The organism is Mycobacterium asiaticum (assembly GCF_001673365.1).
Classification (GTDB): domain Bacteria; phylum Actinomycetota; class Actinomycetes; order Mycobacteriales; family Mycobacteriaceae; genus Mycobacterium; species Mycobacterium asiaticum_A.
Genome location: NZ_LZLS01000145.1, coordinates 1 through 20,818, shown reverse-complemented (window position 1 = coordinate 20,818; position 20,818 = coordinate 1). Strand labels below are relative to the sequence as shown.

Here is a 20,818-nt window from a genome sequence, read left to right as displayed (position 1 = left end):
CACTGGAACCGACGAGTTCGACGTCACGGTCAGCCGGGCGGTCAAGGTCTACTCGGAGGATCAGCTTCCGTTGGCCACCATCGGAGGCGTCGGGATCAAGGCCAGCGCGCACGGGTCCGCGATTGCCGCGGTGCCAGGCAGCAGCGACGAAATCTATGGCCTCACCGATCGCGGCCCGAACGTCGACGGGCGGGCACCCAACGAAAAGGTATTGCCGCTACCGGACTTTCACCCGCATATTGCCAAGCTGAAACTGGCCAACGGAGTCGCGACCGTGGACCGCACCATTATGTTGCAGGCGCCGGACGGCCACCCCCTGGACGGTCTGGTCGATCCGCACGCCAGCACCGGCGAAACGCAAATCGATCTCAACGGGACACCGCTGCCGCCTTCGGACTACGGCATCGACCCCGAGGGATTGGTCGCGACGCCCGACCAAAACTTCTGGGTGTCTGACGAATACGGCCCCTACATCATCCACTTCGATGCCAACGGCAAAGAGCTGGAACGACTTTCGCCGTTCGACGGCAGCCTGCCGCACGAGCTTTCGTTGCGTACCCCGAATCAGGGGCTGGAGGGTCTGACCATCACCCCGGACGGCAACACGCTGGTGGCCGTCATGCAGTCGGCGCTGCAGACGCCGGGGTTGACCGGCCCGGCCAAGTCCGTCCCGATCGCCCGCATCATCACCATCGACCTCGTCAACCGCAACATCGTCCACGAATACCTCTACCCGCTGGCCAACCCGCAGGATTCCGGCGTCGGGGTTTCCGACATCACCGCGCTGAGCGCCACCACCTTCCTCATCGACGAGCGCAACACCAAAAGCCCCCCGGAGAACAACACCAAGATCTATCTCGCCGACGTAGCCGAGGCCACCGACGTCGGGCCGAGGTCCACGCTGCCCGGCGCCACCTACGACCCCGACGCCGGCGGGCTGCTCGTCAACCGGATGCCCATCGAAACCCTGGTCGGTGTCAGCACCGATGCCGACGCGCTGGGCAAACTCAAGGCGGCCGGTATCACTGCGGCCCGCAAGACTCTTCAGCTGGACGTCGGTGCGCTGCTGCGTTCACTGTCGGCCAAGGGCGACTTCTATGGGCACGACAAAATCGAGGGCCTCATCACCCCGGACGGCGGCAAGACGCTGATCCTGGCTAACGACAGCGACTTTGGGCTGGGCGGGTTGGCTTCGGCGACCCCGCCACTTCGGCTCAAGCCGAAGACGTTGCCCAACGGAGCCCAGGACAGCGGCGAGATCCTCTACGTCGACACCGATCAGTTGCCCGCCAAGACGGAGACGCTGCGAATCCTGGTGAAGGTCGGGTGAGAGGTTGGATGAGGTCGGCTGAGCGGTCGCGGTTGGGAAATTAATCAGCAACTCGACACGCGCCCGCGTCGGTGTGACATTTGCCTCGTTTACGCGACTTTTAAGAATTTCTTAGTCAACGGCGTCGTGTCACAAGCGTAATCAAATAGCTGTAGGTCACTTTGATACTGGTCAGATACGGTTTTTGATTTGCCGTGAACTGAACTCGCGCATATGCACGAATCGCAACCTGAGCGTATACTGAGGCTGCCGCGTGACGTGGGTAACAACCCCGAATTTCATTCATTCTTAGTCCGATTCAGCGCGAATTAACCGGCTAGAATAGTTCACAATCCCGACAAAACAGTTCATTTGCTGCTGTTTTGCGTTTTAGCGGATGCCAGTGTTGCACATCGCCGCGCGATGCCTGCCATCCAACAGAAGGTCCGACCGAACAGCGAAAGGCGGTGCCAGTATGAGCCTCAAGAGCATGGTGACCGGACGGGATGTCGAGGTCCTCGAGTTCAGTGAGCACGTGGCAGAACCGGACGCGCCAGTCGACATCCAGATCCCGGTCAACAACGGCCCCATCAGCGGAATTGCGCTGAGCCGCGACGGCCGACGACTACTGGTCACCAATTACGGCAGCGACAGCGTCTCGATCATCGACACCAGCTCTTTTCGCGTGGTGGACGCAGTCGACGGCGTCGACGAGCCTTTCTCCATCGCCTTGGGCGGTGACGACCGCGCCTACGTCAGTACCGTCTCGGCGTCCTACGACGCGATCCAGGTCATCGACCTGACCACGAACACCGTCGTCGGGACGCACCCGCTGGCCCTGAGCGTCAGCGACCTGACCGTGAGCGCCGACGGCAAGCGCGTCTACGCGACCCGCAGCGGAATCCGCGGTGCTGACGTCGCGATCCTGGACACCGAGACCGAGCGCGTCGAGGTAGTCGAGATCGCCAACACCTCCGGCGTCACCACCGAATGCGTGCGGGTCAGCCCCGACGGCAGCCGGCTGTACGTCGGCGTCAACGCTCCAAGCGGAGGCCAGCTCGTCGTCATCGACACCGGCGTGGCGACCGACGAAGCCGAAACCGTCGCGCGCGCACGCTGGCGTCGCAAGACCACCCGGTCCAAGAACGCGAAGCAAGCCGGCAAGTCCGGCCCGACCGTGATCGCCACCATCGAGATCGGCTTGGCCCTGCGCGATGTCGCCATCAGCCCCAACGGCGGCCTGGTCTACGCCGCGAGTTCCGGTCCCGAGTTCTCGGTGATCGACGTCGTCGATACCCGCACCAATAAGATCGCCGGCACCCGAAAAATCGCGGAGGTCAGCGGCCTGCTGACCCGCCTGACCCTCAGCGGCGATGGCGAGCGCGCCTACCTGGTCAGTGACGACAGCGTGACCATGCTGTGCACCCTCACCCAGGACGTCATCGACTCGGTCAACGTGGCGACCCAGCCTTCGTGCGTGGTCGAAAGCCCGAACGGCAAGTACCTGTACATCGCGGACTACTCCGGCACCGTCACCGTGGCGCCGATCGCGGCGGGTGACGAATCGGGCGTCGAGCAGACTGCGCTGGAAAGCAAGCGGTCCGTCGACCTATTCGTCCCTGAACTGCTGCAGTACGACGCCGCGCTGGTCTGACCTCTGCGCAAGCCCGCAGATTCCTCATCGCCTCCGACGGCGATAGCATCGGCCCCACGGGAAGAAGAGGCTGCGCCGAAAAGCGTGAGGCGGTACATCGATGTACAGCACGATGCAGGAATATCCGTTGACCATCACCGCGATCATGCGGCACGGCTGCGGAGTCCACGGATTGCGCGAAGTCGTGACCGCCACCGGTGACGGCTACCGACGTACCACCTATCACGAGCTGGGTCAGCAGGCTGCCCAGCTGGCAAACGCGTTGCGGCGCATAGGTGTTACCGGTGATCAGCGGGTGGCCACCTTCATGTGGAACAACGCCGAACACCTCGCCGCATACCTCGCGGTGCCCTCGATGGGTGCGGTGCTGCACACCCTCAACATCCGGTTGTTCCCCGAACAGGTCGCCTTCGTCGCCAACGAAGCCGAGGACCAGGTGGTGCTGGTGGATCTCTCACTGGCCAAACAGCTCGCCCCCGTGCTGCCCGACCTCGACACCGTGCACACCGTGATCGCGGTCGGCGCGGGAGACGTTGCGCCACTGGAAGAATGCGGCAAGACCGTGCTGCGCTACCAGGACTTGATCGACAGCGAAGCCACCGAATTCGATTGGCCGACAATCGAAGAACAATCCGCGGCCGCGATGTGCTACACCAGCGGTACCACCGGCAACCCCAAAGGCGTTGTCTACAGCCATCGTTCGAGCTTCCTGCACTCCATGGCGGCGTGCACCGCCAACGGCATAGGCGTTGGATCCAGCGATTGCGTGCTGCCGATTGTGCCGATGTTCCACGCCAATGCGTGGGGTCTGCCGTATGCGGCGTTGATGGCCGGCGCCGACCTGGTCCTCCCCGATCGCCACCTCGACGCCAGATCGCTGATTCACCTCGTGGAGACGCTGCGGCCCACCCGCGCCGCCGCGGTCCCGACCATCTGGAACGACGTGATGCACTACCTGGAAAAGGAGCCCGGCCACGACATGTCCTCGTTGCAGCTCGTCGCCTGCGGCGGCTCAGCTGTGCCCGAGATGCTGATGCGAACCTTCGAGGACAAGCACAACGTTCAGATCCGCCAGTTGTGGGGCATGACCGAGACGTCGCCGCTGGCCACCATGGCCTGGCCGCCGCCGAACACACCGGCCGACCAGCACTGGGCGTTCCGGTCCACTCAGGGTCAGCCGGTGTGCGGCGTGGAAACCCGCATCGTTGACGACGGCGGCGCGGTGTTACCCAACGACGGCAAAGCGGTCGGTGAGGTGGAAGTCCGTGGACCCTGGATCACCGGGTCGTACTACCGGGGAAAGGACGAGTCCAAGTTCGATTCCGGCTGGTTGCGCACCGGGGACGTCGGCCGCATCGACGAGCACGGCTTCATCACCCTGACCGACCGCGCCAAGGACGTCATCAAGTCCGGAGGGGAGTGGATCTCCTCGGTCGAGCTGGAGAATTATCTGATCGCCCACCCAGACGTGGTGGAGGCCGCCGTCGTCGGTGTTCCCGACGAGCGGTGGGAGGAACGCCCGCTGGCCCTGGTCGTGGCCCGCGAAGGCGCTGTCGTGAGCCCGGCCGAGTTGCGAGACTTCTTGGCGGACAAAGTGGTTCGGTGGTGGCTGCCGGAGCGTTGGGCTTTCGCCGACGAGATTCCGCGCACCAGCGTGGGCAAGTACGACAAGAAGACAATTCGGTCCTGCTACGCCGACGGCGCCTACGATGTCGCCGAGGCGCACAACTAGGGATACCGTTCGGGCCGTCCCGCTGACCATCTCCTACCGCACCGCTATCGCAAAGGAATGCGAATGCCCAAGCCCGCTTTACCCCTCACCGTCGAGCAGTCGCGGGCGATACCGGTCACCGTCGACGATGCTTTCGCCGGTACGTTGCCGATATCGCTGCCGGTGGTCTGTGCCCAGTGGTACGGCATCATCCCGCCGATCAAGGCCGTGCGCGACCAAGTTGGCGATTGGGATGCGCCCGGCCAGACCCGGACCATATTCATGGTCGGCGGCGGCCGCGTGCATGAGACATTGACCAGTGTCGATCCGCCGCAATCGTTCGGATACACGCTCTCCGACATCAGCGGCCCGTTGGCAACCTTGGTCAGCTCGGTGGACGGCAAATGGTCCTTTGCGCCGGCGGGCACCGGGACCCGGGTTGCCTGGCAGTGGACGCTGCATCCCAAGTCCTCGACGACCGCGCCGCTACTACCGGTGTTCGCCAAGATGTGGAAAGGCTACGCACGCATAGTGCTGGAGAAGTTGTCGGCGCAACTGGTGCACTGATACCCATGTGCCGACTCTTTGGCCTACACGCCGGGACAGAAGTGGTTACGGCCACCTTCTGGCTGCTGGACGCCCCGGACAGCCTCGCCGAACAGAGCCGCAAGAATCCCGACGGCACCGGTCTGGGGGTGTTCGACGAACGCGGCCGCCCGCAACTGCACAAAGAGCCGATAGCCGCCTGGCAGGACGCGGAATTCGCCACCGACGCGCACCAGCTCGACGGCACCACGTTCATCGCTCATATCCGGTACGCGACGACCGGTTCGCTCGACGTGCGCAACACCCACCCGTTCTTGCAGGACGGCAGGATCTTCGCGCACAACGGGATGATCGAAGGCCTCGATGTCGTCGACGAACGGCTGCGTGAACTCGGCACCTCTGACCTGGTGTTGGGCCAAACCGATTCCGAGCGGATATTTGCTCTCGTCACCGCCGGCATTCGGGCCCGAAACGGGGACGTATCAACAGGTTTGGTGGACGCAATCTCCTGGCTCGCCGCAAATGTGCCGGTCTATGCGATCAACGTCCTGCTCTGCACGGGCACCGAGATGTGGGCCCTGCGGTACCCGCAAACCCACCAGCTGTTCATGCTGGATCGCCGCCGTGACGGGCAACCCGACTTCGACATGTCCACCAGCAGAATTCACGCGCGAAGCGAACCGCTTACGGAACGGTCTTCGGTGATCTTCGCTACCGAACCGATGGACGACGATCCGCGTTGGCGGTTGCTCGACGCCGGGGAGCTCGTCCACGTCGACGCTGCCCTGGAAATCCAGCGCAACCTGGTGCTTCCCGACCCACCCCGGCACCTGGTACGTAGGGATGACTTGAGTCAGCCGGTCTTCCGCGCGCAGCATGCCATGCCGGGCACTCGGCATCCTCGATAGCCGGTTTGGCAGAGTAAGTGAACATGTCATCAAGACGTGCGCTGGTGCTGGCCGGCGGTGGGGTAGCCGGAATCGCCTGGGAGACAGGAATTCTGCGCGGTATCGCCGACGAGTCAGCAGCAGCCGCGCGGCTACTGCTGGAATCGGACGTGCTGGTCGGGACATCAGCGGGATCGACCGTCGCCGCGCAGCTCAGTAGCGGTCGCAGCCTGGACGAGCTGTTCGACCGGCAAATAGCTGAGACGTCGGCGGAGATGGATCCGGGCGTCGATGTCGAGACCATCACCGAGTTGTTCCTGGACGCGTTACGGGGACCGCTCGACCTGACCGGCCGGCTGCAACGGATCGGCGGGGTGGCGCTGGCCACCACAACCGTCTCCGAGGCCGTCCGTCGCGAAGTGATTGCCCACCGGCTGCCGTCCCATCAGTGGCCGGAGCGGGTCTTGCGGATCACCGCGATCGATACCGAGACCGGCGAGTTCGTGGTTTTCGACCCAAAATCCGGGGTCGAATTGGTCGATGCGGTCGCGGCGAGCTGCGCGGTACCGGGCGCGTGGCCGCCGGTGACAATCGCCGGCCGACGCTACATGGACGGCGGCGTCAAAAGCCCGGTGAACATCGAAGTCGCCGACGACTGCGACGTTGCCGTGGTGCTGGTGCCATCCGGCGCGGATACGCCTTCGCCGTTCGGGCCCGGGCCGGCCGCCGAGATCTCCGGATTCGACGGCACGACGTTCAGCGTGTTCGCGGACGCAGAATCGCTGGCGGCCTTCGGCGCCAACCCGCTGGATCCGCGCTGCCGAGTCGGTTCGGCACTGGCCGGTCGCGCCCAGGGCCGCCGGGAAGCCCCGGCGGTAGCACACTTTCTGGGCGTTTGACGCACGCCCGGTGCGCCCGATTGAGTAATTATTAAATAGCTATGTAATCCCGTTGAAGTGGGCGAATCGGCCCTTCTAATGCGGCTTCGGACCGTGCTATACCTAGCGGGTCAGATCGTCACAACGCTTAAATAGCACCGGCTGTGATGGACACATTTCTTTAATTCGGAAGGAAACTAGGATGACTTATAGCCTGGATGCCAGAAACGGTTCGGCACCGCACAACGCAATTCCCGTAAGGCGTTACTACGGTCGTCCCACACCGGGTCCCGTCGCGGCTCCGCCTCGGCCCGTGGGGCCACCCCGCGCCGCCGCAGGCCCGGCGCCAGCTGCCCCCGCACCACTGCCGACCCCGCCCGCGCCGGCACCGTCGGCGCCGCCTAGCGAGCTGACCAAGGTTTCGATCTACCTGGACGAGGCCACCGACGCTTTCCTCGAAACCGTGCGCACATCAGCACGTTTCGCCAAGCCGCGGGTCGACGCGACTCGTAGTGCCGTGGTGCGACTCGCGCTGACCAGGTTGGCCGCGCAGCTGCACCCGACGGACCTGATCGCCGAGTTGCAGCGCAAAGCCGCCACCCACACCGGGCCCGGCCGCAAGCGCGCCTAGCCGTCCCCACATCAATTCACGCGGCCACTAATTAATTGGCACAAATTTTCGTCGTTAAAACGCGTCAGCTTTCTCGCGCGGGTAATGCCGGTTCGTCGGTTTCGGTGTTTTCAGGGTTCTCGGGGTTTTCGAGGGCATCCAAAGCTCGAGAGGCCAGCGCGTGGCCGGACGCAATCACCTCGACGGCGCGATGAAATTCCAGGCTCCGGCAGGTAGTGCGAGGCACCTCGATCAATAGGTCGGGCGGGTAGGCGGCCAGCGCGTGGCGGGCCAGCGCCGACTGGGCAATGTCGATGGTTCGATTCATCACGTCGAAGCTGCCCCACCGGGGAAGCTCCGGCGCATCGATATCCTCGGCCCGGCCGTTCGGCCGGTGCTCGGCATGCTCGAGCCCGGTGGCCTCTTCGCCTTGGTCCGGGTCCAGGTCCGGAACCGTCGCACCGAATCGGCTCAGCACCGCTCGCGCGGTGGGCCGGTCCAGCAGCGCCTTTGCCGCATTGGTGTCCAGCAGCGCGGTGGTGCTGCGCACCATCCGGTTCAACCATTCGGTGGTGGTGTTCGGTTCGGCGTCGCGGGTAGTGCCGGGTTCGCTGCCATTGAGGCTGACCGCGATGGTCAGGTCGGCGTTGACGGCCGCGATCGGTGCCATCGGCAGCGGGTCCAGGATGCCGCCGTCGGCGAGCAGGCGTCCGTCGATTTCGTGCGGTGCGATCACGCCCGGGATCGCGATCGACGCGCGGATGGCCTGGTCGAGCGGGCCGCGCTGGAACCACACCGATTTGCCGGTCAGCAGGTCGGTGGCCACCGCCGTGTACGGGATTTCGAGTTCTTCGATGGTGATCGGCCCCAGAATGTCTCGCACCGCGTCCAGGATTTTCTCCGCCCGCAGCACCCCGGCCGCGGACAGCGACGGGTCCAGCAACCGCAGGATGGTGCGCTGGGTGAGGGATCTGGCCCAGTCGGCGAGCTCGTCGAGCCGTCCGGCCGCCTGCACCCCGCCCACTACCGCGCCCATCGACGAGCCGGCGATACCGACGACCTCATAGCCGCGTTCGGTCAGCGCCTGGATCACCCCGATGTGGGCGTAACCGCGGGCGCCGCCGCTGCCCAGGGCCAACGCGACCCGCGGCCCAGAGCCTCCGCGCGTAGGGAGAGGCGTAGGGAGAGGTAGCGGTCCGGACATCGCTTCATTCTGCTTTGCCACCCGTGCCGTACCCGCACCGGCTGACACTTTCATGCACCCGTGATCTCAATTCCGGAGCTGGGCAGCAGGACCTCAGCCGCATTCGCCGCGGGCGGCCGCCTGCGCCGCGACGATGACGGCCGCCTGGCGCGGCGGCCCGAGGTCCGTCCACCGTTTGTTCCAACTGCCCGCAACGCCCGACGCGGACGCCTGAACCATGCCCAGATAGGGCTCGATCAACGTCTCGCCGGTGCCGCCCTGCGAGTCCATCCACACCTTCGCGGCATGGCAGGCCTGGAAATATTCCTCTTCGGTCGATTCTGCGGGCGCGTCGACGCGCGTCGTCACACCACCGGGAGCGACACCGATCGCACCGGGCGGCAGCGAACTATTTGCGGCTGGTGGGGAGGACGTCGCCTTGCCGCTGTCGTCGCCGCGCGAGCACCCGACGACCACCGCCAAACTCACCGCAACGACGAGCACCCCGAACCGCGCTCCCCGGCGTCGGGGGCGATCTCGGTAGCCGCGCACCGCTCCAATCTATGCAACACTCTCTGGGTGATGGAACGGTTCGGATTCAGCGAGTGTTGTCGGCCCTGACGCGCCGCCGCTTGCCCTGTCCGTCCTCACCTCCCGGAGTTCTCTCATGGCTTCTCTACTTGCCGCGCCCCTCGCCGGGGCGTACCCCCCGCCTTCGACCGCGCTGACCGTGCCCTACCCCGGGCCGACCCGGCTGCGGGTGCCCGATCTGCTGCACGCCACCGACCAGGCCGCCGACGACGTGCTCAGCGGCCGCTGCGACCACCTGCTGCCCGAGGGCGGTGTCCCCGAGACCGAGCGCTGGTTCACCCGGATTCATGGCGACGAGGAACTCGACATCTGGCTGATCAGCTGGGTGCCCGGGCACTCGACCGAGTTGCACGATCACGGCGGGTCGCTGGGGGCGCTGACCGTGCTGTCCGGTGCGCTCAACGAATACCGTTGGGACGGAAGAAAGTTGCGACGTCGACGGCTCGATGCCGGCGACCAGGCCGGGTTCCCGCTGGGCTGGGTGCACGACGTGGTGTGGGCGCCGCGGCGCGCACCTGATTCGGTATCGCTGCTCAAACCCGAATTGAAAACGGCCGAGCCGACTTTGAGCGTGCACGCCTACTCACCTCCGCTGACCGCAATGTCTTATTACGGCGTGACCGAACGCAACACGCTGCGCCGTCGCCGCACCGAACTCACCGACGCACCCGAAGGCCCCTGATGAGCCGAATCGACGCCGTGCTCGACGCGGCCCGTAGCCGCTATCGCCGTCTGCCCGCCGAGCAGGTGCCCGATGCCCTGCGCCGCGGTGCGCTGCTCGTCGATATCCGGCCGCAGGCGCAGCGTGCCCGGGAAGGAGAGGTGCCCGGCGCTTTGGTGATCGAACGCAACGTCTTGGAATGGCGTTGCGACCCGACCAGTGCCGCCCGACTGCCGGAAGCGACCGGCGACGATATCGAATGGGTGATCCTGTGTTCGGAGGGATACACCTCGAGTCTGGCGGCGGCGGCGCTACTGGACCTCGGTCTGTATCGGGCCACCGACGTCGCCGGCGGTTACCACGCGCTGGTGGCCGCGGGTGTGCTGGCCGAGCTTGCGCCGGCCGAGGCGCACTAGGCGCTCGTCGGACTTTCCAACGTCGTATTCGCGTGCAGCAGCGGTCGCAGCTTGGCCGTCTTGTCCGGCGTCCAACCCGGCGGTGACAGCACCGCCGCCCAGGCGTCGGCGCAGTTGGCGACGTAGCGGTGACCATGCCCGTCGGGCACGTCGACGGCCACCGCCATGTCCGCTGAAACCTGCAGGAACGTGATGATCGGGATCCACCGCATGTCCGGCAGCACATCGGAGCCGCGCTTCTCTTTTAGCCAATCCGGTTGACTGAACAGCAAATCCGGCGTCCACCACGCAATGGGGTCGGATGCATGCTGCAGATACACCACCCGGGGGCGGTCCCATTTTTTCGGCGGACGGTCCAGATCCTCTTGCTGGGCAACGAATCTGACGTTGTGGCCCTCTTCGTAGATCGGAAGCCATTGCGGTGAACCAGAATCGCGGGTCCTGGTGAGCTGGGTCCAGATGGTGTTCTGGAATGTCGGTCCACTGAACAGTGCGCCGTCGGTGCGGGCCAACACGTTGTTCAAGCTCATGAACGGGGCTTCCCCGCCGAACGATCCCAAGCTCTCACCGAACACAACGAGCATGGGGCGCTTGAACTCTGGCATCTGCCGGATCAGCTTGTCGACGGCCTCGAACAAGGCCTGGCCGGCGTGCCTGGCGTTCTCCTTGTCCACCAGGAACGACAGCCAACTCGGCAGGAACGAATACTGCATGCTCACGATCGCGGTGTCACCGTTGTACATGTACTCCAGCGCCGAGGCTTCCGCCTCGTTGATCCACCCCGTGCCGGTAGTCGTGGCCACGGCGACGACAGCCCGTTGCAAACCGCCGGTGCGCAACAATTCGCGTGCGGCGAGGTCCGCGGTGGCGTCGATGCCGTCGGCCGATTTCAGCCCGGCATAAGCCCGGATCGGCTCGGTGGCCGGCTTGCCGTTGAATGCGCTGAGCTTCTTCACCGAAGGTCCGCCCTCGACGAAGAGACGCCCCTGATGCCCCAGCGACTCCCACGACACCAGCGACTCGGGCCCACCGGAACGCAACTTCGTGTTGGGCGCGTTGCTGTCTGGATCCATCTCGTTGTTGACCGCCGCGAAGCTGCCATTCATCGAACGCATCGCGAACTTGATCACCACGCCGTTGAGCAGGGTGATGGTCAATACGGTGAGTCCGATCACCACGATGGCCGCCGAGACGCGGAACGGCGCGATCCGATCCACTTGCGCTACAAGCAGATTCACCAGCCAGCGGATGAATTTGCCGATTTCGACCAGGGTGAACAACACGATGATCGACAACGCCGCGCTATACGGGTACTCGTACCACTTCAGGTGCTCGACGCCCATCATGTCGCGCACCTCGTCCTGCCAGACGTGGAAACGGATCGCCATCACCACGATGCCGATCACGCCGACCACGAGCAGTGGTGGCCAAGCCCACATGGGTGCCGGGGGAGTGGAGTTCTTGGAGCGCAACCAGCGGATCAACCAGACGGTGAACACGCCCAGCCCGTAACCGGTGGCGCCGGAAAAGCCGCTCACCACACCCTGGAACAGGGCCCCGCGGGGAAGCAGCGACGGGGTCAGCGACAACCAGACGAAAATCAAGCCGAGCATCGTCCCGGTGTAGGTGTAGTTGCGAACCCACCACCGGGCCGGGAGCCGCCGTGCTGCCCTCTTGGGAGGCGCCTCGGCGGGTTCTTCGGCCGATGCTTGGGCTAGTTCCTTGTCGGCCCAATCCTTGTCGGTGGCCGCGGACTCGCTCATCGGTGGGTGAAGTCGGGCGGACGCTTCTCGATGAAGGCCGCCATCCCCTCGGATTGGTCGTCGGTGGCGAAAGTCGAATGGAACAACCGACGTTCGTAGAGCAGCCCTTCGGCCAGTGTCGATTCGTACGCCCGGTTGACGGCCTCCTTGGCCATCTGCGCCGACGGCAGCGACATCTGCGAGATGGTGGTCGCGACGGCCTTGGCTTCGGTCAGCAGGTCGTCGGCGGGTACCACCCGCGAAACCAGCCCGCTGCGTTCGGCTTCCGCAGCGTCAATGTTGCGTCCGGTCAGAATCAGGTCCATCGCCTTGGCTTTGCCGATCGCTCTGGTCAGCCGCTGCGAGCCACCCATGCCCGGGATGACCCCGAGTTTGATTTCAGGCTGGCCGAATTTCGCGGTGTCCGCGGCAATTAGCAAGTCGCACATCATCGCCAGTTCACAACCGCCGCCCAACGCGTACCCGGCGACCGCGGCTATGGTCGGGGTGCGAACGGCGGCCAGCTTGCCCCAGGTGGCAAAGAAATCCGCGCCGAACGCATCGGCGAACGACAGCCCGGCCATCTCCTTGATGTCGGCGCCGGCGGCGAAAGCCTTGGCCGAACCGGTGATGATGATCGCTCCGATGCCTGGATCGTTGTCCAGTTCGGTTGCGGCGCTGGTGACTTCGTTCATCACCTGGGAGTTGAGCGCGTTGAGCGCCTTCGGCCGGTTCAGCGTGATGATGCCGACCCGGTCTTCGCGCTCGACAAGGATGGTGTCGTATCCCATTTCCTACCTCTCTAGAACGTCAGGTCGTCGTCCACCGGTTCGAAATAGGAAGTGACGTCGGCCACGGTGACTTCGTCCAGACTGGCCGGCGACCACTTCGGCTTGCGATCCTTGTCGACCAGCTGCGCTCGGATGCCTTCGACGAAATCGTGCGAGCGCGCCGACGCCGAGGACACCCGATAGTCTTGTACGAGAACATCTTCCAGTGTTTCCAACTCGGCCGCGCGACGAACTGCCTCGAAGGTCACCGACAGCGAGATCGGCGAGCGGGTGCCGATCAACTTGGCGGCCTCGTTGGCGGGTTCCGCATCATGGTCTCGCAACGCGGCCACGATGTCGATCACACTCTCCTTGGAATAGCACTCGTCGATCCACTCCCGCTGTGCGGCAAGCTCGCTCGGCGGCGGCTCGACCGCATGGTGGGCCAGCGCGCCTTCGACACCGTCGGTGGCGACCGCCGCGGTGAACGCATCCAGCTCGCTGCGCGGCACGTAATGATCGGCGAATCCCAGTGCGATGGCGTCAGGCCCGTTGAACGGCGCGCCCGTGAGCGCGGCGTGCAGACCCAGCTTGCCGGGAGCTCGAGACAGCAGGTACGTCCCGCCGACGTCGGGGACGAACCCGATGCCCACTTCGGGCATCGCGACCTTCGAACCGTCGGTCACCACCCGCGTGTTGGCGTGGGCGCTGATGCCGACGCCGCCGCCCATCACGATGCCGTCCATCACCGCGACGTACGGCTTAGCGAAGCGGCCGACCCGGCCATTGAGCAGATACTCGTCGCGCCAGAACCGCCGCGCTTCGACTCCGTCCTTGCGGGCGCTGTGATACAAGGCCACGACATCGCCGCCCGCGCATAACCCGCGCTCCCCGGCACCGGTCAGCACCACCGCGCGGATCGCTTCGTCACGCTCCCACCGGATGAGCACGGCGCTGAGCAGCTCGATCATGTTCTGGTTCAGCGAATTGATCGCCTTGGGACGGTTGAGGGTGACGTAGCCGACGTTGCCGGCGACGCTGGTCAGGACCTCGTCGGATTCCCCAGTTACGGCTCCCGTCACGCCTCCGGTCATGCCACCAGTCACGCACCGTCTCCCCTCGCCGACCTGACCATGAGTTTGACCAGCAATCTAATTCGTTACTCGCTCGGCGATCCTGGCGGGGCTAAGGTTTATGGTGATCCGGGCGTCCCGGACTAACTACAAAACAGCAGCTCCGCTGGGAACTCGGGCGGACCACCACTCGTTGAGCACGTGTCCGCTACGGCTCGAGCCACAGCAATTTAGGAGAGGATCCGACGGTGCGGGAGACAAGCAACCCGGTATTTCGTTCGCTGCCCAGACAGGCGGGCGGGTACGCGCAATTCGGCCCTGGCGTGCAGCAGGGCTATCCGGCCGACCCCTACACCCCGTATCAGCAGGGTCGTGTCGCACGGCCGTTGACCATCGACGACGTCGTCACTAAGACTGGTTTGACGCTGGCCACCCTGTCGATTACCGCGGTGGTCTCGTACTTCCTGGTCGCGACCAATCTCAAGCTGGCGATGCCGTTGACCATGGTCGGCGCGCTGGGCGGCTTGGCGCTGGTGCTGGTCGCCACCTTCGGCCGCAAGCAGGACAACCCGGCGATCGTGCTCAGCTACGCCGCGCTCGAGGGCTTGTTCCTCGGTGCCATCTCGTTCGTCTTGGCGAACTTCTCGGTGGGCTCGGCCAACGCCGGCATGCTCATCGGTGAGGCCGTGCTAGGCACATTGGGCGTGTTCTTCGGGATGCTGGTGGTCTACAAGACCGGCGCCATCCGGGTTACCCCCAAGTTCACCCGCATGCTCGTTGCCGCGATGTTCGGTGTGCTGGTGCTGATGCTCGGCAACTTCGTGCTGGCGCTGTTCAACGTCGGCGGCGGCACAGGCCTGGGCCTGCGCAGCGGTGGAACCATCGCGATCATCTTCTCGCTGGTGTGCATCGGTATCGCCGCGTTCAGCTTCCTGATCGACTTCGATGCAGCCGACCAGATGATCCGCGCCGGAGCGCCCGAGAAGGCCGCGTGGGGTATCGCCCTGGGCCTGACCGTGACCCTGGTCTGGCTGTACCTGGAGATCCTGCGTCTGCTGAGTTATCTGCAGAACGATTAGCTCGGAACGACTAGCCTCTGACGGGCAAAGCCGGCACGCCGTTTGGCGTGCCGGCTTTTCTCTTTGCGTTGAGCCTGCGCGGCGGCCCAGGTCGAAGGCGGTTCGCTCCGGTGTGGTGATGGGAAGACCGTTGAGTTGCTGAGACTCACCGTCGAGCAGTAGTTCGTCACGAGTCACAACGCCCTGCGGAGTTCGAGCATTGCGCCAGGTCAGCTCGATCGGCGCTGATGAATTGACCCACTTCGAGCCGTGCATTGCCGAGGCCGCCGTGCCCGCTATCCCCGCCTGCCGATGCGACCAAAGCCAGGCTGCAAGCGTGCGTTGTGGCAACGACGGTTCGATGCGTTTGTCCAGGTAGACGTTCGGCATGATCGCGCGGTAGTACGTGCGCAACTCATGCCTGCTCAGGTCGCCCGCAGCGAGTGCCTCACTGCCGATGAACGGCTGGCGTCCGTAATCCATGCCGGGATACTGGCAGCGCGCACCGACATCGCAGTTGACTCTGCGTCAAGGGCGACGAAATGCGAGTGGCGGGCGCCCCAGGCGCAGGTCAAGCCGAAAAAAGTCAGCTCAGCCGCTCGATCACCATCGCCATGCCCTGGCCACCACCCACACACATGGTTTCCAGGCCGAACGTCTTGTCGTGGGTCTGCAAGTTGTTGAGCAGCGTGGCAGTAATCCGGGCGCCCGTCATGCCGAACGGGTGACCCAGGGCGATAGCGCCGCCGGCGACGTTTAGCTTCTCCTCGTCGATCCCGAGTTGGCGGGCCGAACCCAGCACCTGCACCGCGAAGGCCTCGTTGATCTCGAACAAGTCGATGTCGGAGATCGACATGCCGGCACGCGCCAGCGCTTGTTTGGTTGCCTCTATCGGACCCAGCCCCATGATCTCGGGGGACAGGCCGCTGACGCCGGTGGACACGATGCGCGCCAGCGGGGTCAGCCCCAGCTCCTTGGCCTTGGTTTCGCTGGTAATCACGACCGCCGCGGCCCCGTCGTTGAGCGGGCAGGCATTGCCGGCCGTCACCGTGCCGTTGGGCCGGAACACCGGCTTGAGCTCGCTGATCTTCTCGTAGGTGGTTCCGGCACGCGGACCGTCGTCGGTGGTGACGGTGCTGCCGTCGGGCAGGGTGACCGGGCTGATCTCGCGTGCGAAGAATCCGCTCTTGATCGCTTCCTCGGCCCGGTTCTGGCTGCGCACTCCCCAGTGGTCCTGGTCCTCGCGGGAGACACCGGTCATCAGCGCGACGTTCTCGGCCGTCTGACCCATCGCGATATAGATGTCGGGCAGATTCCCGTCGGCGCGGGGGTCGTGCCACTCGTCGGCACCGGCGGCAGCGGCCGCCGTACGCTCCTGGGCCTCGTCATACAGCGGGTTCTTGGTGTCCGGCCAACCGTCGGCATTGCCCTTGGCGAACCGCGAGACCGTCTCCACCCCGGCAGAGATGAAAGCGTCGCCTTCGCCGGCCTTGATCGCGTGGAACGCCATCCGGGTGGTCTGCAGCGACGACGAGCAGTACCGGTTGACGGTCGTGCCGGGCAAGAAGTCATAGCCCAGCGCCACGGCGACCACGCGGGCGAGATTGAAACCGGACTCGCCGCCGGGCTGGCCGCAGCCCAGGATGAGGTCGTCGATCTGGTGCGGATTGAGCGCCGGAACTTTCTCGAGCGCTGCACGCACCATCTGGACCGCCAGATCGTCGGGCCGCATGTTCACCAGGGACCCTTTGTTGGCGCGACCGATCGGCGAGCGGGCGGTTGAAACGATGACGGCTTCCGGCATGACGGCTCCTCGATTGGGGTGGGGCGATGCCGAGCCTATCCGGACGTGCAGCTGGCGAGTTGGAGGGCTAACTCAACGCAGCGGCAGCGGCCGCCCGCGCGGCGACCGGGCGCGACCACAACTTCGACACGAACGTGCGGCGTGGCACGGCGGCGGGTCTGACCTCGGATTGCTGCAACTGCGGAATCTTCTCCCCGAGTGCCTCATGCAGCGCCGACAGCAGTTCTTCGGCGGCCAGCGCGTACCCGGCCGCCGACGGGTGGTAGCGGTCCGCGGAGAAGAGCAGATCGGGCATCTTCCGGAACTTGGGGGCCAGCAGATGTGCCAGCGGCACCGGTACACCTCCGGCGGCCTTGACCGCCGCGGCCTGCGCGCGGGCAAGCTGCAACCCACGCGTGCGCGCTACCGAACGTAGCGGTTGCGGGATGGTGGTTATCGTCCCGAAATCCGGGCAGGTGCCAACCACGACGACCGCGCCACGATTACGGAGCTTGCGTACCGAGGCGCCGAGTCGCTGCGCGGACGGTCCGATGCCGTTGAGGGCGGTGATGTCGTTGGCACCGATCATGATTATCGCTATGTCTGGCGGTGGCCCGGCCACGAACATCGCATCGACCTGGCCATAGACGCCCTTGGACGTGGCCCCGACGATGGCTTTGGTGCTCAACCGGATTCGCAGCCCGGTCTGCTCGGCCAATCGGCGCGCAATGACCACGCCCGGCACTTCCTCCGCGGTCGCGCAGCCGTACCCGGTCGCCGTCGAGTCGCCGAAGATCATCAGGTGCAGATCGAAGGGAGTGCCGTACCGCCAGCGCTGCACCGGGTCGCACGCGTTGACATAGACGCCGTCGGCGCGCGGCGGCGCTTCCCAGGACTTAGGGATCACCGTGCGCACATGGATCGCCTGGCCAACCAGCAGGTTGCGTGCGCCCAGATAGGCCGAGCCTGTCGAGGCGAGTGCACCGGCGGTGGCCAAAGCGATCGTTGAGCGCCTCGGCACGTGCATGCCCACGGAATTAGTTTAGGACGGTTGTGCTGATTTCGGGGGTAGCTGAGGAACAAACCGGTTACGGTGTGAAACAGATGCGATATCGAACTGCATAAGTGGATGTTGAACGGGTAAACGACTGTCAAGCTAAGTTGCGAGGTTGGCTGAACAAACTGCTCAGCTTCTTCGTTGCATGCTGTATCGGACTACAACGGCGTAGGAAGTGTTGAGCATGACTGCACCCAGTGAGGTTTCTGGCGCACCTAGAGTCGCCATTCGCCCGCGCGATGCGCTGAAGGCTCGTAGACTCGAAGCGCGCAGATTCGCAATCAGCGACGGTGCTCCCGTCGAAGTTCTCGAATCTGGCCCGAGCGTTGCCGCGCGGTTAGCTACGTTGGTTTCCCGCGCGACGATCCGCCCGGTTCTGGCTGTCGGCAGCTACGTTCCCAATCTGCCTTGGCCGTGGGGTCTGATCGACCAGGCCGCCCGCGTCCTGCTACCTGCGACCAACACCGTCAGGGCCGATGTGACCTTGCCTAATGCGTCGGCGCAGCTGGTTCGCGCGGCGGGGGTACTGCCGGCAGACGGCACTCGACGGGTAATTCTCTATCTGCACGGCGGGGCGTTCCTGACGTGCGGAGCGAACTCACACGGCCGACTGGTCGAGGCGTTGTCCAAGTTCGCTGACGCGCCCATCCTCGTCGTCAACTATCGGTTGATGCCCAAGCACTCCATCGGCATGGCGCTCGACGATTGCCACGACGGCTACCGCTGGCTGCGGCTGTTGGGGTACGACCCGGACCAGATTGTGTTGGCCGGAGACTCGGCCGGCGGGTACCTGGCGCTCTCCCTCGCCCAACGCTTGTTGCGCGAAGGCGAGGAGCCCGCGGCACTAGTGGCGATCTCGCCACTGCTGCAGCTGGCAAAGGAGGAAAAGCAGTCGCATCCGAACATAAAGACGGACGCGATGTTCCCGTCAAGGGCCTTCGATGCGCTCGGTGAATTAGTTGCTAGCTGTGCAGCCAAGAATAAGGTGAACGGAAAACCCGAAGAGATTTACGAGCCTCTGGAGCACATCGAACCGGGCCTGCCGCGGACGCTGATTCACGTGTCCGGGTCCGAGGTGCTTCTGCACGACGCACAACTGGCGGCCAGTCGCCTGGCGGCAGCTGGCGTGCCGGCCGAGGTGCGGGTGTGGCCGGGCCAGGTGCACGATTTCCAGGTGGCCGGACCGATGCTGCCGGAGGCAGCCCGCTCGTTGCGGCAGATCGGCGAGTACATCCGCGAAGCCACCGGCTAGCAAGCGCTATCGAACTCACGGCGATCGCACGCCCGGCGGGGCGGCCTGAGACCATAGGCGCATGCGAATCGCCCAGCACCTCAGCGACCTCATCGGCGGCACGCCCTTGGTGCGCCTCAACTCCGTCGTCCCGGACGGGGCGGGCATCGTGGCTGCCAAAGTCGAATACCTCAACCCGGGCGGCAGCTCCAAGGACCGGATCGCCGAGCGGATGATCAGCGCCGCCGAGGCCAGCGGAGCGCTGAAGCCGGGCGGCACCATCGTCGAACCGACATCGGGCAACACCGGCGTCGGACTTGCCCTGATCGCGCAACGCCGCGGCTACAAGTGCGTGTTCGTCTGCCCCGACAAGGTCGGCGAAGACAAGCGAAATGTGTTGCGCGCCTACGGCGCCGAGGTGGTCGTCTGCCCGACGGCGGTGCCGCCGGAGGACCCGGACAGCTACTACAGCGTCTCGGACCGGTTGGTCCGCGAAATCGACGGGGCCTGGAAACCCGACCAGTACTCCAACCCCGAGGGGCCGGCCAGTCACTACGCCACCACCGGCCCGGAAATATGGGCGGACACCGACGGCAAAGTCACCCATTTCGTCGCCGGCATCGGCACCGGCGGAACGATCACCGGAGCCGGCCGCTACCTCAAAGAGGTCTCCGACGGGCGGGTCCGGGTGATCGGCGCCGACCCGGAGGGATCGGTGTACTCCGGCGGCACCGGGCGCCCTTACCTGGTCGAAGGTGTCGGAGAGGACTTCTGGCCGGCCGCATACGACCCGTCCGTGCCGGACGAGATCATCGCCGTTTCGGATTCCGATTCCTTCGACATGACCAGGCGACTGGCCCGCGAAGAAGCCATGCTGGTCGGCGGCTCCTGTGGCATGGCAGTGGTCGCCGCGCTGAAAGTGGCCGAGCAAGCTGGTCCCGACTCAGTGGTGGTCGTGCTGCTGCCCGATGGCGGCCGCGGCTACATGGCCAAGATCTTTAACGACGCATGGATGTCGTCGTACGGGTTTCTGCGCAGCCGGCTGGACGGCTCGGCCGCGGAGTCCACGGTCGGTGATGTGTTGCGCCGCAAGTCCGGTGCGCTGCCCGACCTCGTGCACACCCACCCGTCGGAAACCGTGCGGGACGCCATCGGGATCCTGCGCGAGTACGGCGTATCGCAGATGCCGGTCGTCGGTGCCGAACCGCCGGTGATGGCCGGTGAAGTCGCCGGCAGCGTCTCCGAACGGGAATTGCTGTCCGCGGTTTTCGAGGGTCGCGCCAAGCTGGCCGACGCCGTGTCCCAACACATGAGCCCGCCGTTGCGGCTCATCGGAGCCGGCGAATCGGCCAGTGCAGCCGGCAAGGCGTTGCGGGACTGGGACGCGTTGATGGTGGTGGAGGAGGGTAAGCCGGTCGGGGTGATCACCCGCTACGACCTGCTCGGCTTCCTTTCCGAGGGCACGCGACGACGCTGACATGTGGCTGTGATGTCGGTCTCTGCGCTCGGGTACTGTAACCGGCTTAGTTCAGCAAAGTTTGCACTGGGAGGGTTCTCGATGACCGATCAGCCCGGCGGGTCGTACCCGCCACCGCCCCCGCCGCCTGGCTCATCCGGTGCCTCACCGTCGGGCGGACATCTGCCGCCTTCCGCGCCGC

19 protein-coding genes and 1 pseudogene are annotated in these 20,818 nt (G+C 65.2%); 12 read left to right on the top strand and 8 right to left on the bottom strand.

The genetic code is table 11. The features are described from left to right. The 7 genes from A5634_RS15535 to A5634_RS28950 all read left to right on the top strand — a co-directional run. Positions 1-1,330, top strand: a 1,330-nt coding sequence (locus A5634_RS15535; RefSeq protein ID WP_065144932.1) for an esterase-like activity of phytase family protein, incomplete at its 5' end; no start/stop codon positions are given. Between the two features lie 454 nt (positions 1,331-1,784). Then, entirely contained in the window at positions 1,785-2,963 is a 1,179-nt protein-coding gene (locus tag A5634_RS15530; RefSeq protein ID WP_065144931.1) for a YncE family protein, read from the top strand. 100 nt (positions 2,964-3,063) lie between these two features. Further along, entirely contained in the window at positions 3,064-4,695 is a 1,632-nt protein-coding gene (locus A5634_RS15525; RefSeq protein ID WP_065144930.1) for a long-chain fatty acid--CoA ligase, read from the top strand. 63 nt (positions 4,696-4,758) lie between these two features. Next, positions 4,759-5,241 (top strand): SRPBCC family protein, encoded by a 483-nt coding sequence (locus A5634_RS15520; RefSeq protein WP_065144929.1) that lies wholly within the window; start codon positions 4,759-4,761, stop codon positions 5,239-5,241. Between the two features lie 5 nt (positions 5,242-5,246). Then, positions 5,247-6,128, top strand: a complete 882-nt coding sequence (locus tag A5634_RS15515) for a class II glutamine amidotransferase (RefSeq protein WP_065144928.1) — start codon at positions 5,247-5,249, stop codon at positions 6,126-6,128. Between the two features lie 23 nt (positions 6,129-6,151). Beyond that, on the top strand, positions 6,152-7,006 hold the full coding sequence (locus A5634_RS15510) for a patatin-like phospholipase family protein (RefSeq protein WP_065144927.1): 855 nt from the start codon (positions 6,152-6,154) through the stop codon (positions 7,004-7,006). A 181-nt stretch (positions 7,007-7,187) separates the two neighbouring features. Then, on the top strand, positions 7,188-7,616 hold the full coding sequence (locus A5634_RS28950) for a hypothetical protein (protein ID WP_216638742.1): 429 nt from the start codon (positions 7,188-7,190) through the stop codon (positions 7,614-7,616). 64 nt (positions 7,617-7,680) lie between these two features. Here A5634_RS28950 and A5634_RS15500 read toward each other — a convergent pair whose 3' ends face one another. Next, positions 7,681-8,799, bottom strand: a complete 1,119-nt coding sequence (locus A5634_RS15500) for a patatin family protein (protein WP_065144935.1) — start codon at positions 8,797-8,799, stop codon at positions 7,681-7,683. Positions 8,800-8,892: 93 nt separating this feature from the next. Then, positions 8,893-9,330: a lipoprotein LpqV gene (locus A5634_RS15495; RefSeq protein WP_065144925.1), complete on the bottom strand. Its 438-nt coding sequence runs from the start codon at positions 9,328-9,330 to the stop codon at positions 8,893-8,895. 115 nt (positions 9,331-9,445) lie between these two features. On the opposite strand from A5634_RS15495, the gene A5634_RS15490 reads away from it, so the two are divergent. Then, positions 9,446-10,051 carry a cysteine dioxygenase gene (locus tag A5634_RS15490; RefSeq protein ID WP_081290455.1) on the top strand — a complete coding sequence of 202 codons (606 nt, stop codon included), beginning with the start codon at positions 9,446-9,448 and terminating at the stop codon, positions 10,049-10,051. Continuing rightward, positions 10,051-10,446, top strand: a complete 396-nt coding sequence (locus tag A5634_RS15485; RefSeq protein ID WP_065144924.1) for a rhodanese-like domain-containing protein — start codon at positions 10,051-10,053, stop codon at positions 10,444-10,446. The genes A5634_RS15490 and A5634_RS15485 overlap by 1 nt, the downstream gene beginning before the upstream one ends. Here the strand turns inward: A5634_RS15485 and A5634_RS15480 are convergent. From A5634_RS15480 to A5634_RS15470, 3 genes are read right to left on the bottom strand one after another with little or no spacing between them, the layout of a single operon-like run. Further along, complete coding sequence (locus A5634_RS15480) at positions 10,443-12,209, bottom strand: alpha/beta hydrolase (protein WP_065144923.1); 1,767 nt, start codon at positions 12,207-12,209, stop codon at positions 10,443-10,445. The genes A5634_RS15485 and A5634_RS15480 overlap by 4 nt on opposite strands. Continuing rightward, positions 12,206-12,979 carry an enoyl-CoA hydratase gene (locus tag A5634_RS15475; RefSeq protein WP_065144922.1) on the bottom strand — a complete coding sequence of 258 codons (774 nt, stop codon included), beginning with the start codon at positions 12,977-12,979 and terminating at the stop codon, positions 12,206-12,208. Before A5634_RS15475 ends, A5634_RS15480 begins: the two co-directional genes overlap by 4 nt. 11 nt (positions 12,980-12,990) lie before the next feature. Beyond that, entirely contained in the window at positions 12,991-14,052 is a 1,062-nt protein-coding gene (locus A5634_RS15470) for an enoyl-CoA hydratase/isomerase family protein (protein ID WP_065144921.1), read from the bottom strand. Positions 14,053-14,279: 227 nt separating this feature from the next. On the opposite strand from A5634_RS15470, the gene A5634_RS15465 reads away from it, so the two are divergent. Continuing rightward, positions 14,280-15,110 carry a Bax inhibitor-1/YccA family protein gene (locus tag A5634_RS15465; protein WP_065144920.1) on the top strand — a complete coding sequence of 277 codons (831 nt, stop codon included), beginning with the start codon at positions 14,280-14,282 and terminating at the stop codon, positions 15,108-15,110. A 78-nt stretch (positions 15,111-15,188) separates the two neighbouring features. Here A5634_RS15465 and A5634_RS29490 read toward each other — a convergent pair. The 3 genes and pseudogenes from A5634_RS29490 to A5634_RS15455 form a co-directional block, all read right to left on the bottom strand. Further along, positions 15,189-15,572, bottom strand: a pseudogene (locus tag A5634_RS29490) (hypothetical protein); the annotation flags it as partial. 103 nt (positions 15,573-15,675) lie between these two features. Further along, positions 15,676-16,893, bottom strand: a complete 1,218-nt coding sequence (locus tag A5634_RS15460) for an acetyl-CoA C-acetyltransferase (RefSeq protein WP_065144919.1) — start codon at positions 16,891-16,893, stop codon at positions 15,676-15,678. Between the two features lie 67 nt (positions 16,894-16,960). Further along, positions 16,961-17,893, bottom strand: coding sequence for an SGNH/GDSL hydrolase family protein (locus A5634_RS15455; protein WP_155769566.1), 933 nt, complete (start codon positions 17,891-17,893; stop codon positions 16,961-16,963). 220 nt (positions 17,894-18,113) lie between these two features. Here A5634_RS15455 and A5634_RS15450 point away from each other — a divergent pair, with 220 nt between their 5' ends. Further along, positions 18,114-19,181: an alpha/beta hydrolase gene (locus tag A5634_RS15450; RefSeq protein ID WP_065144933.1), complete on the top strand. Its 1,068-nt coding sequence runs from the start codon at positions 18,114-18,116 to the stop codon at positions 19,179-19,181. Positions 19,182-19,242: 61 nt separating this feature from the next. Beyond that, positions 19,243-20,637: a cystathionine beta-synthase gene (locus tag A5634_RS15445; RefSeq protein WP_065144917.1), complete on the top strand. Its 1,395-nt coding sequence runs from the start codon at positions 19,243-19,245 to the stop codon at positions 20,635-20,637. The last annotated feature ends 181 nt before the right edge of the window (positions 20,638-20,818 follow it).

Excerpts from the sequence above, each read along its gene's own strand:
- A5634_RS15530 (WP_065144931.1), top strand. The coding sequence starts at position 1,785 with ATGAGCCTCAAGAGCATGGTGACCGGACGGGATGTCGAGGTCCTCGAG.
- A5634_RS15525 (WP_065144930.1), top strand. The coding sequence starts at position 3,064 with ATGTACAGCACGATGCAGGAATATCCGTTGACCATCACCGCGATCATG.
- A5634_RS15520 (WP_065144929.1), top strand. The coding sequence starts at position 4,759 with ATGCCCAAGCCCGCTTTACCCCTCACCGTCGAGCAGTCGCGGGCGATA.
- A5634_RS15515 (WP_065144928.1), top strand. The coding sequence starts at position 5,247 with ATGTGCCGACTCTTTGGCCTACACGCCGGGACAGAAGTGGTTACGGCC.
- A5634_RS15510 (WP_065144927.1), top strand. The coding sequence starts at position 6,152 with ATGTCATCAAGACGTGCGCTGGTGCTGGCCGGCGGTGGGGTAGCCGGA.
- A5634_RS28950 (WP_216638742.1), top strand. The coding sequence starts at position 7,188 with ATGACTTATAGCCTGGATGCCAGAAACGGTTCGGCACCGCACAACGCA.
- A5634_RS15500 (WP_065144935.1), bottom strand. The coding sequence starts at position 8,799 with ATGTCCGGACCGCTACCTCTCCCTACGCCTCTCCCTACGCGCGGAGGC.
- A5634_RS15490 (WP_081290455.1), top strand. The coding sequence starts at position 9,446 with ATGGCTTCTCTACTTGCCGCGCCCCTCGCCGGGGCGTACCCCCCGCCT.
- A5634_RS15485 (WP_065144924.1), top strand. The coding sequence starts at position 10,051 with ATGAGCCGAATCGACGCCGTGCTCGACGCGGCCCGTAGCCGCTATCGC.
- A5634_RS15480 (WP_065144923.1), bottom strand. The coding sequence starts at position 12,209 with ATGAGCGAGTCCGCGGCCACCGACAAGGATTGGGCCGACAAGGAACTA.
- A5634_RS15475 (WP_065144922.1), bottom strand. The coding sequence starts at position 12,979 with ATGGGATACGACACCATCCTTGTCGAGCGCGAAGACCGGGTCGGCATC.
- A5634_RS15470 (WP_065144921.1), bottom strand. The coding sequence starts at position 14,052 with ATGACCGGAGGCGTGACGGGAGCCGTAACTGGGGAATCCGACGAGGTC.
- A5634_RS15460 (WP_065144919.1), bottom strand. The coding sequence starts at position 16,893 with ATGCCGGAAGCCGTCATCGTTTCAACCGCCCGCTCGCCGATCGGTCGC.
- A5634_RS15450 (WP_065144933.1), top strand. The coding sequence starts at position 18,114 with ATGACTGCACCCAGTGAGGTTTCTGGCGCACCTAGAGTCGCCATTCGC.
- A5634_RS15445 (WP_065144917.1), top strand. The coding sequence starts at position 19,243 with ATGCGAATCGCCCAGCACCTCAGCGACCTCATCGGCGGCACGCCCTTG.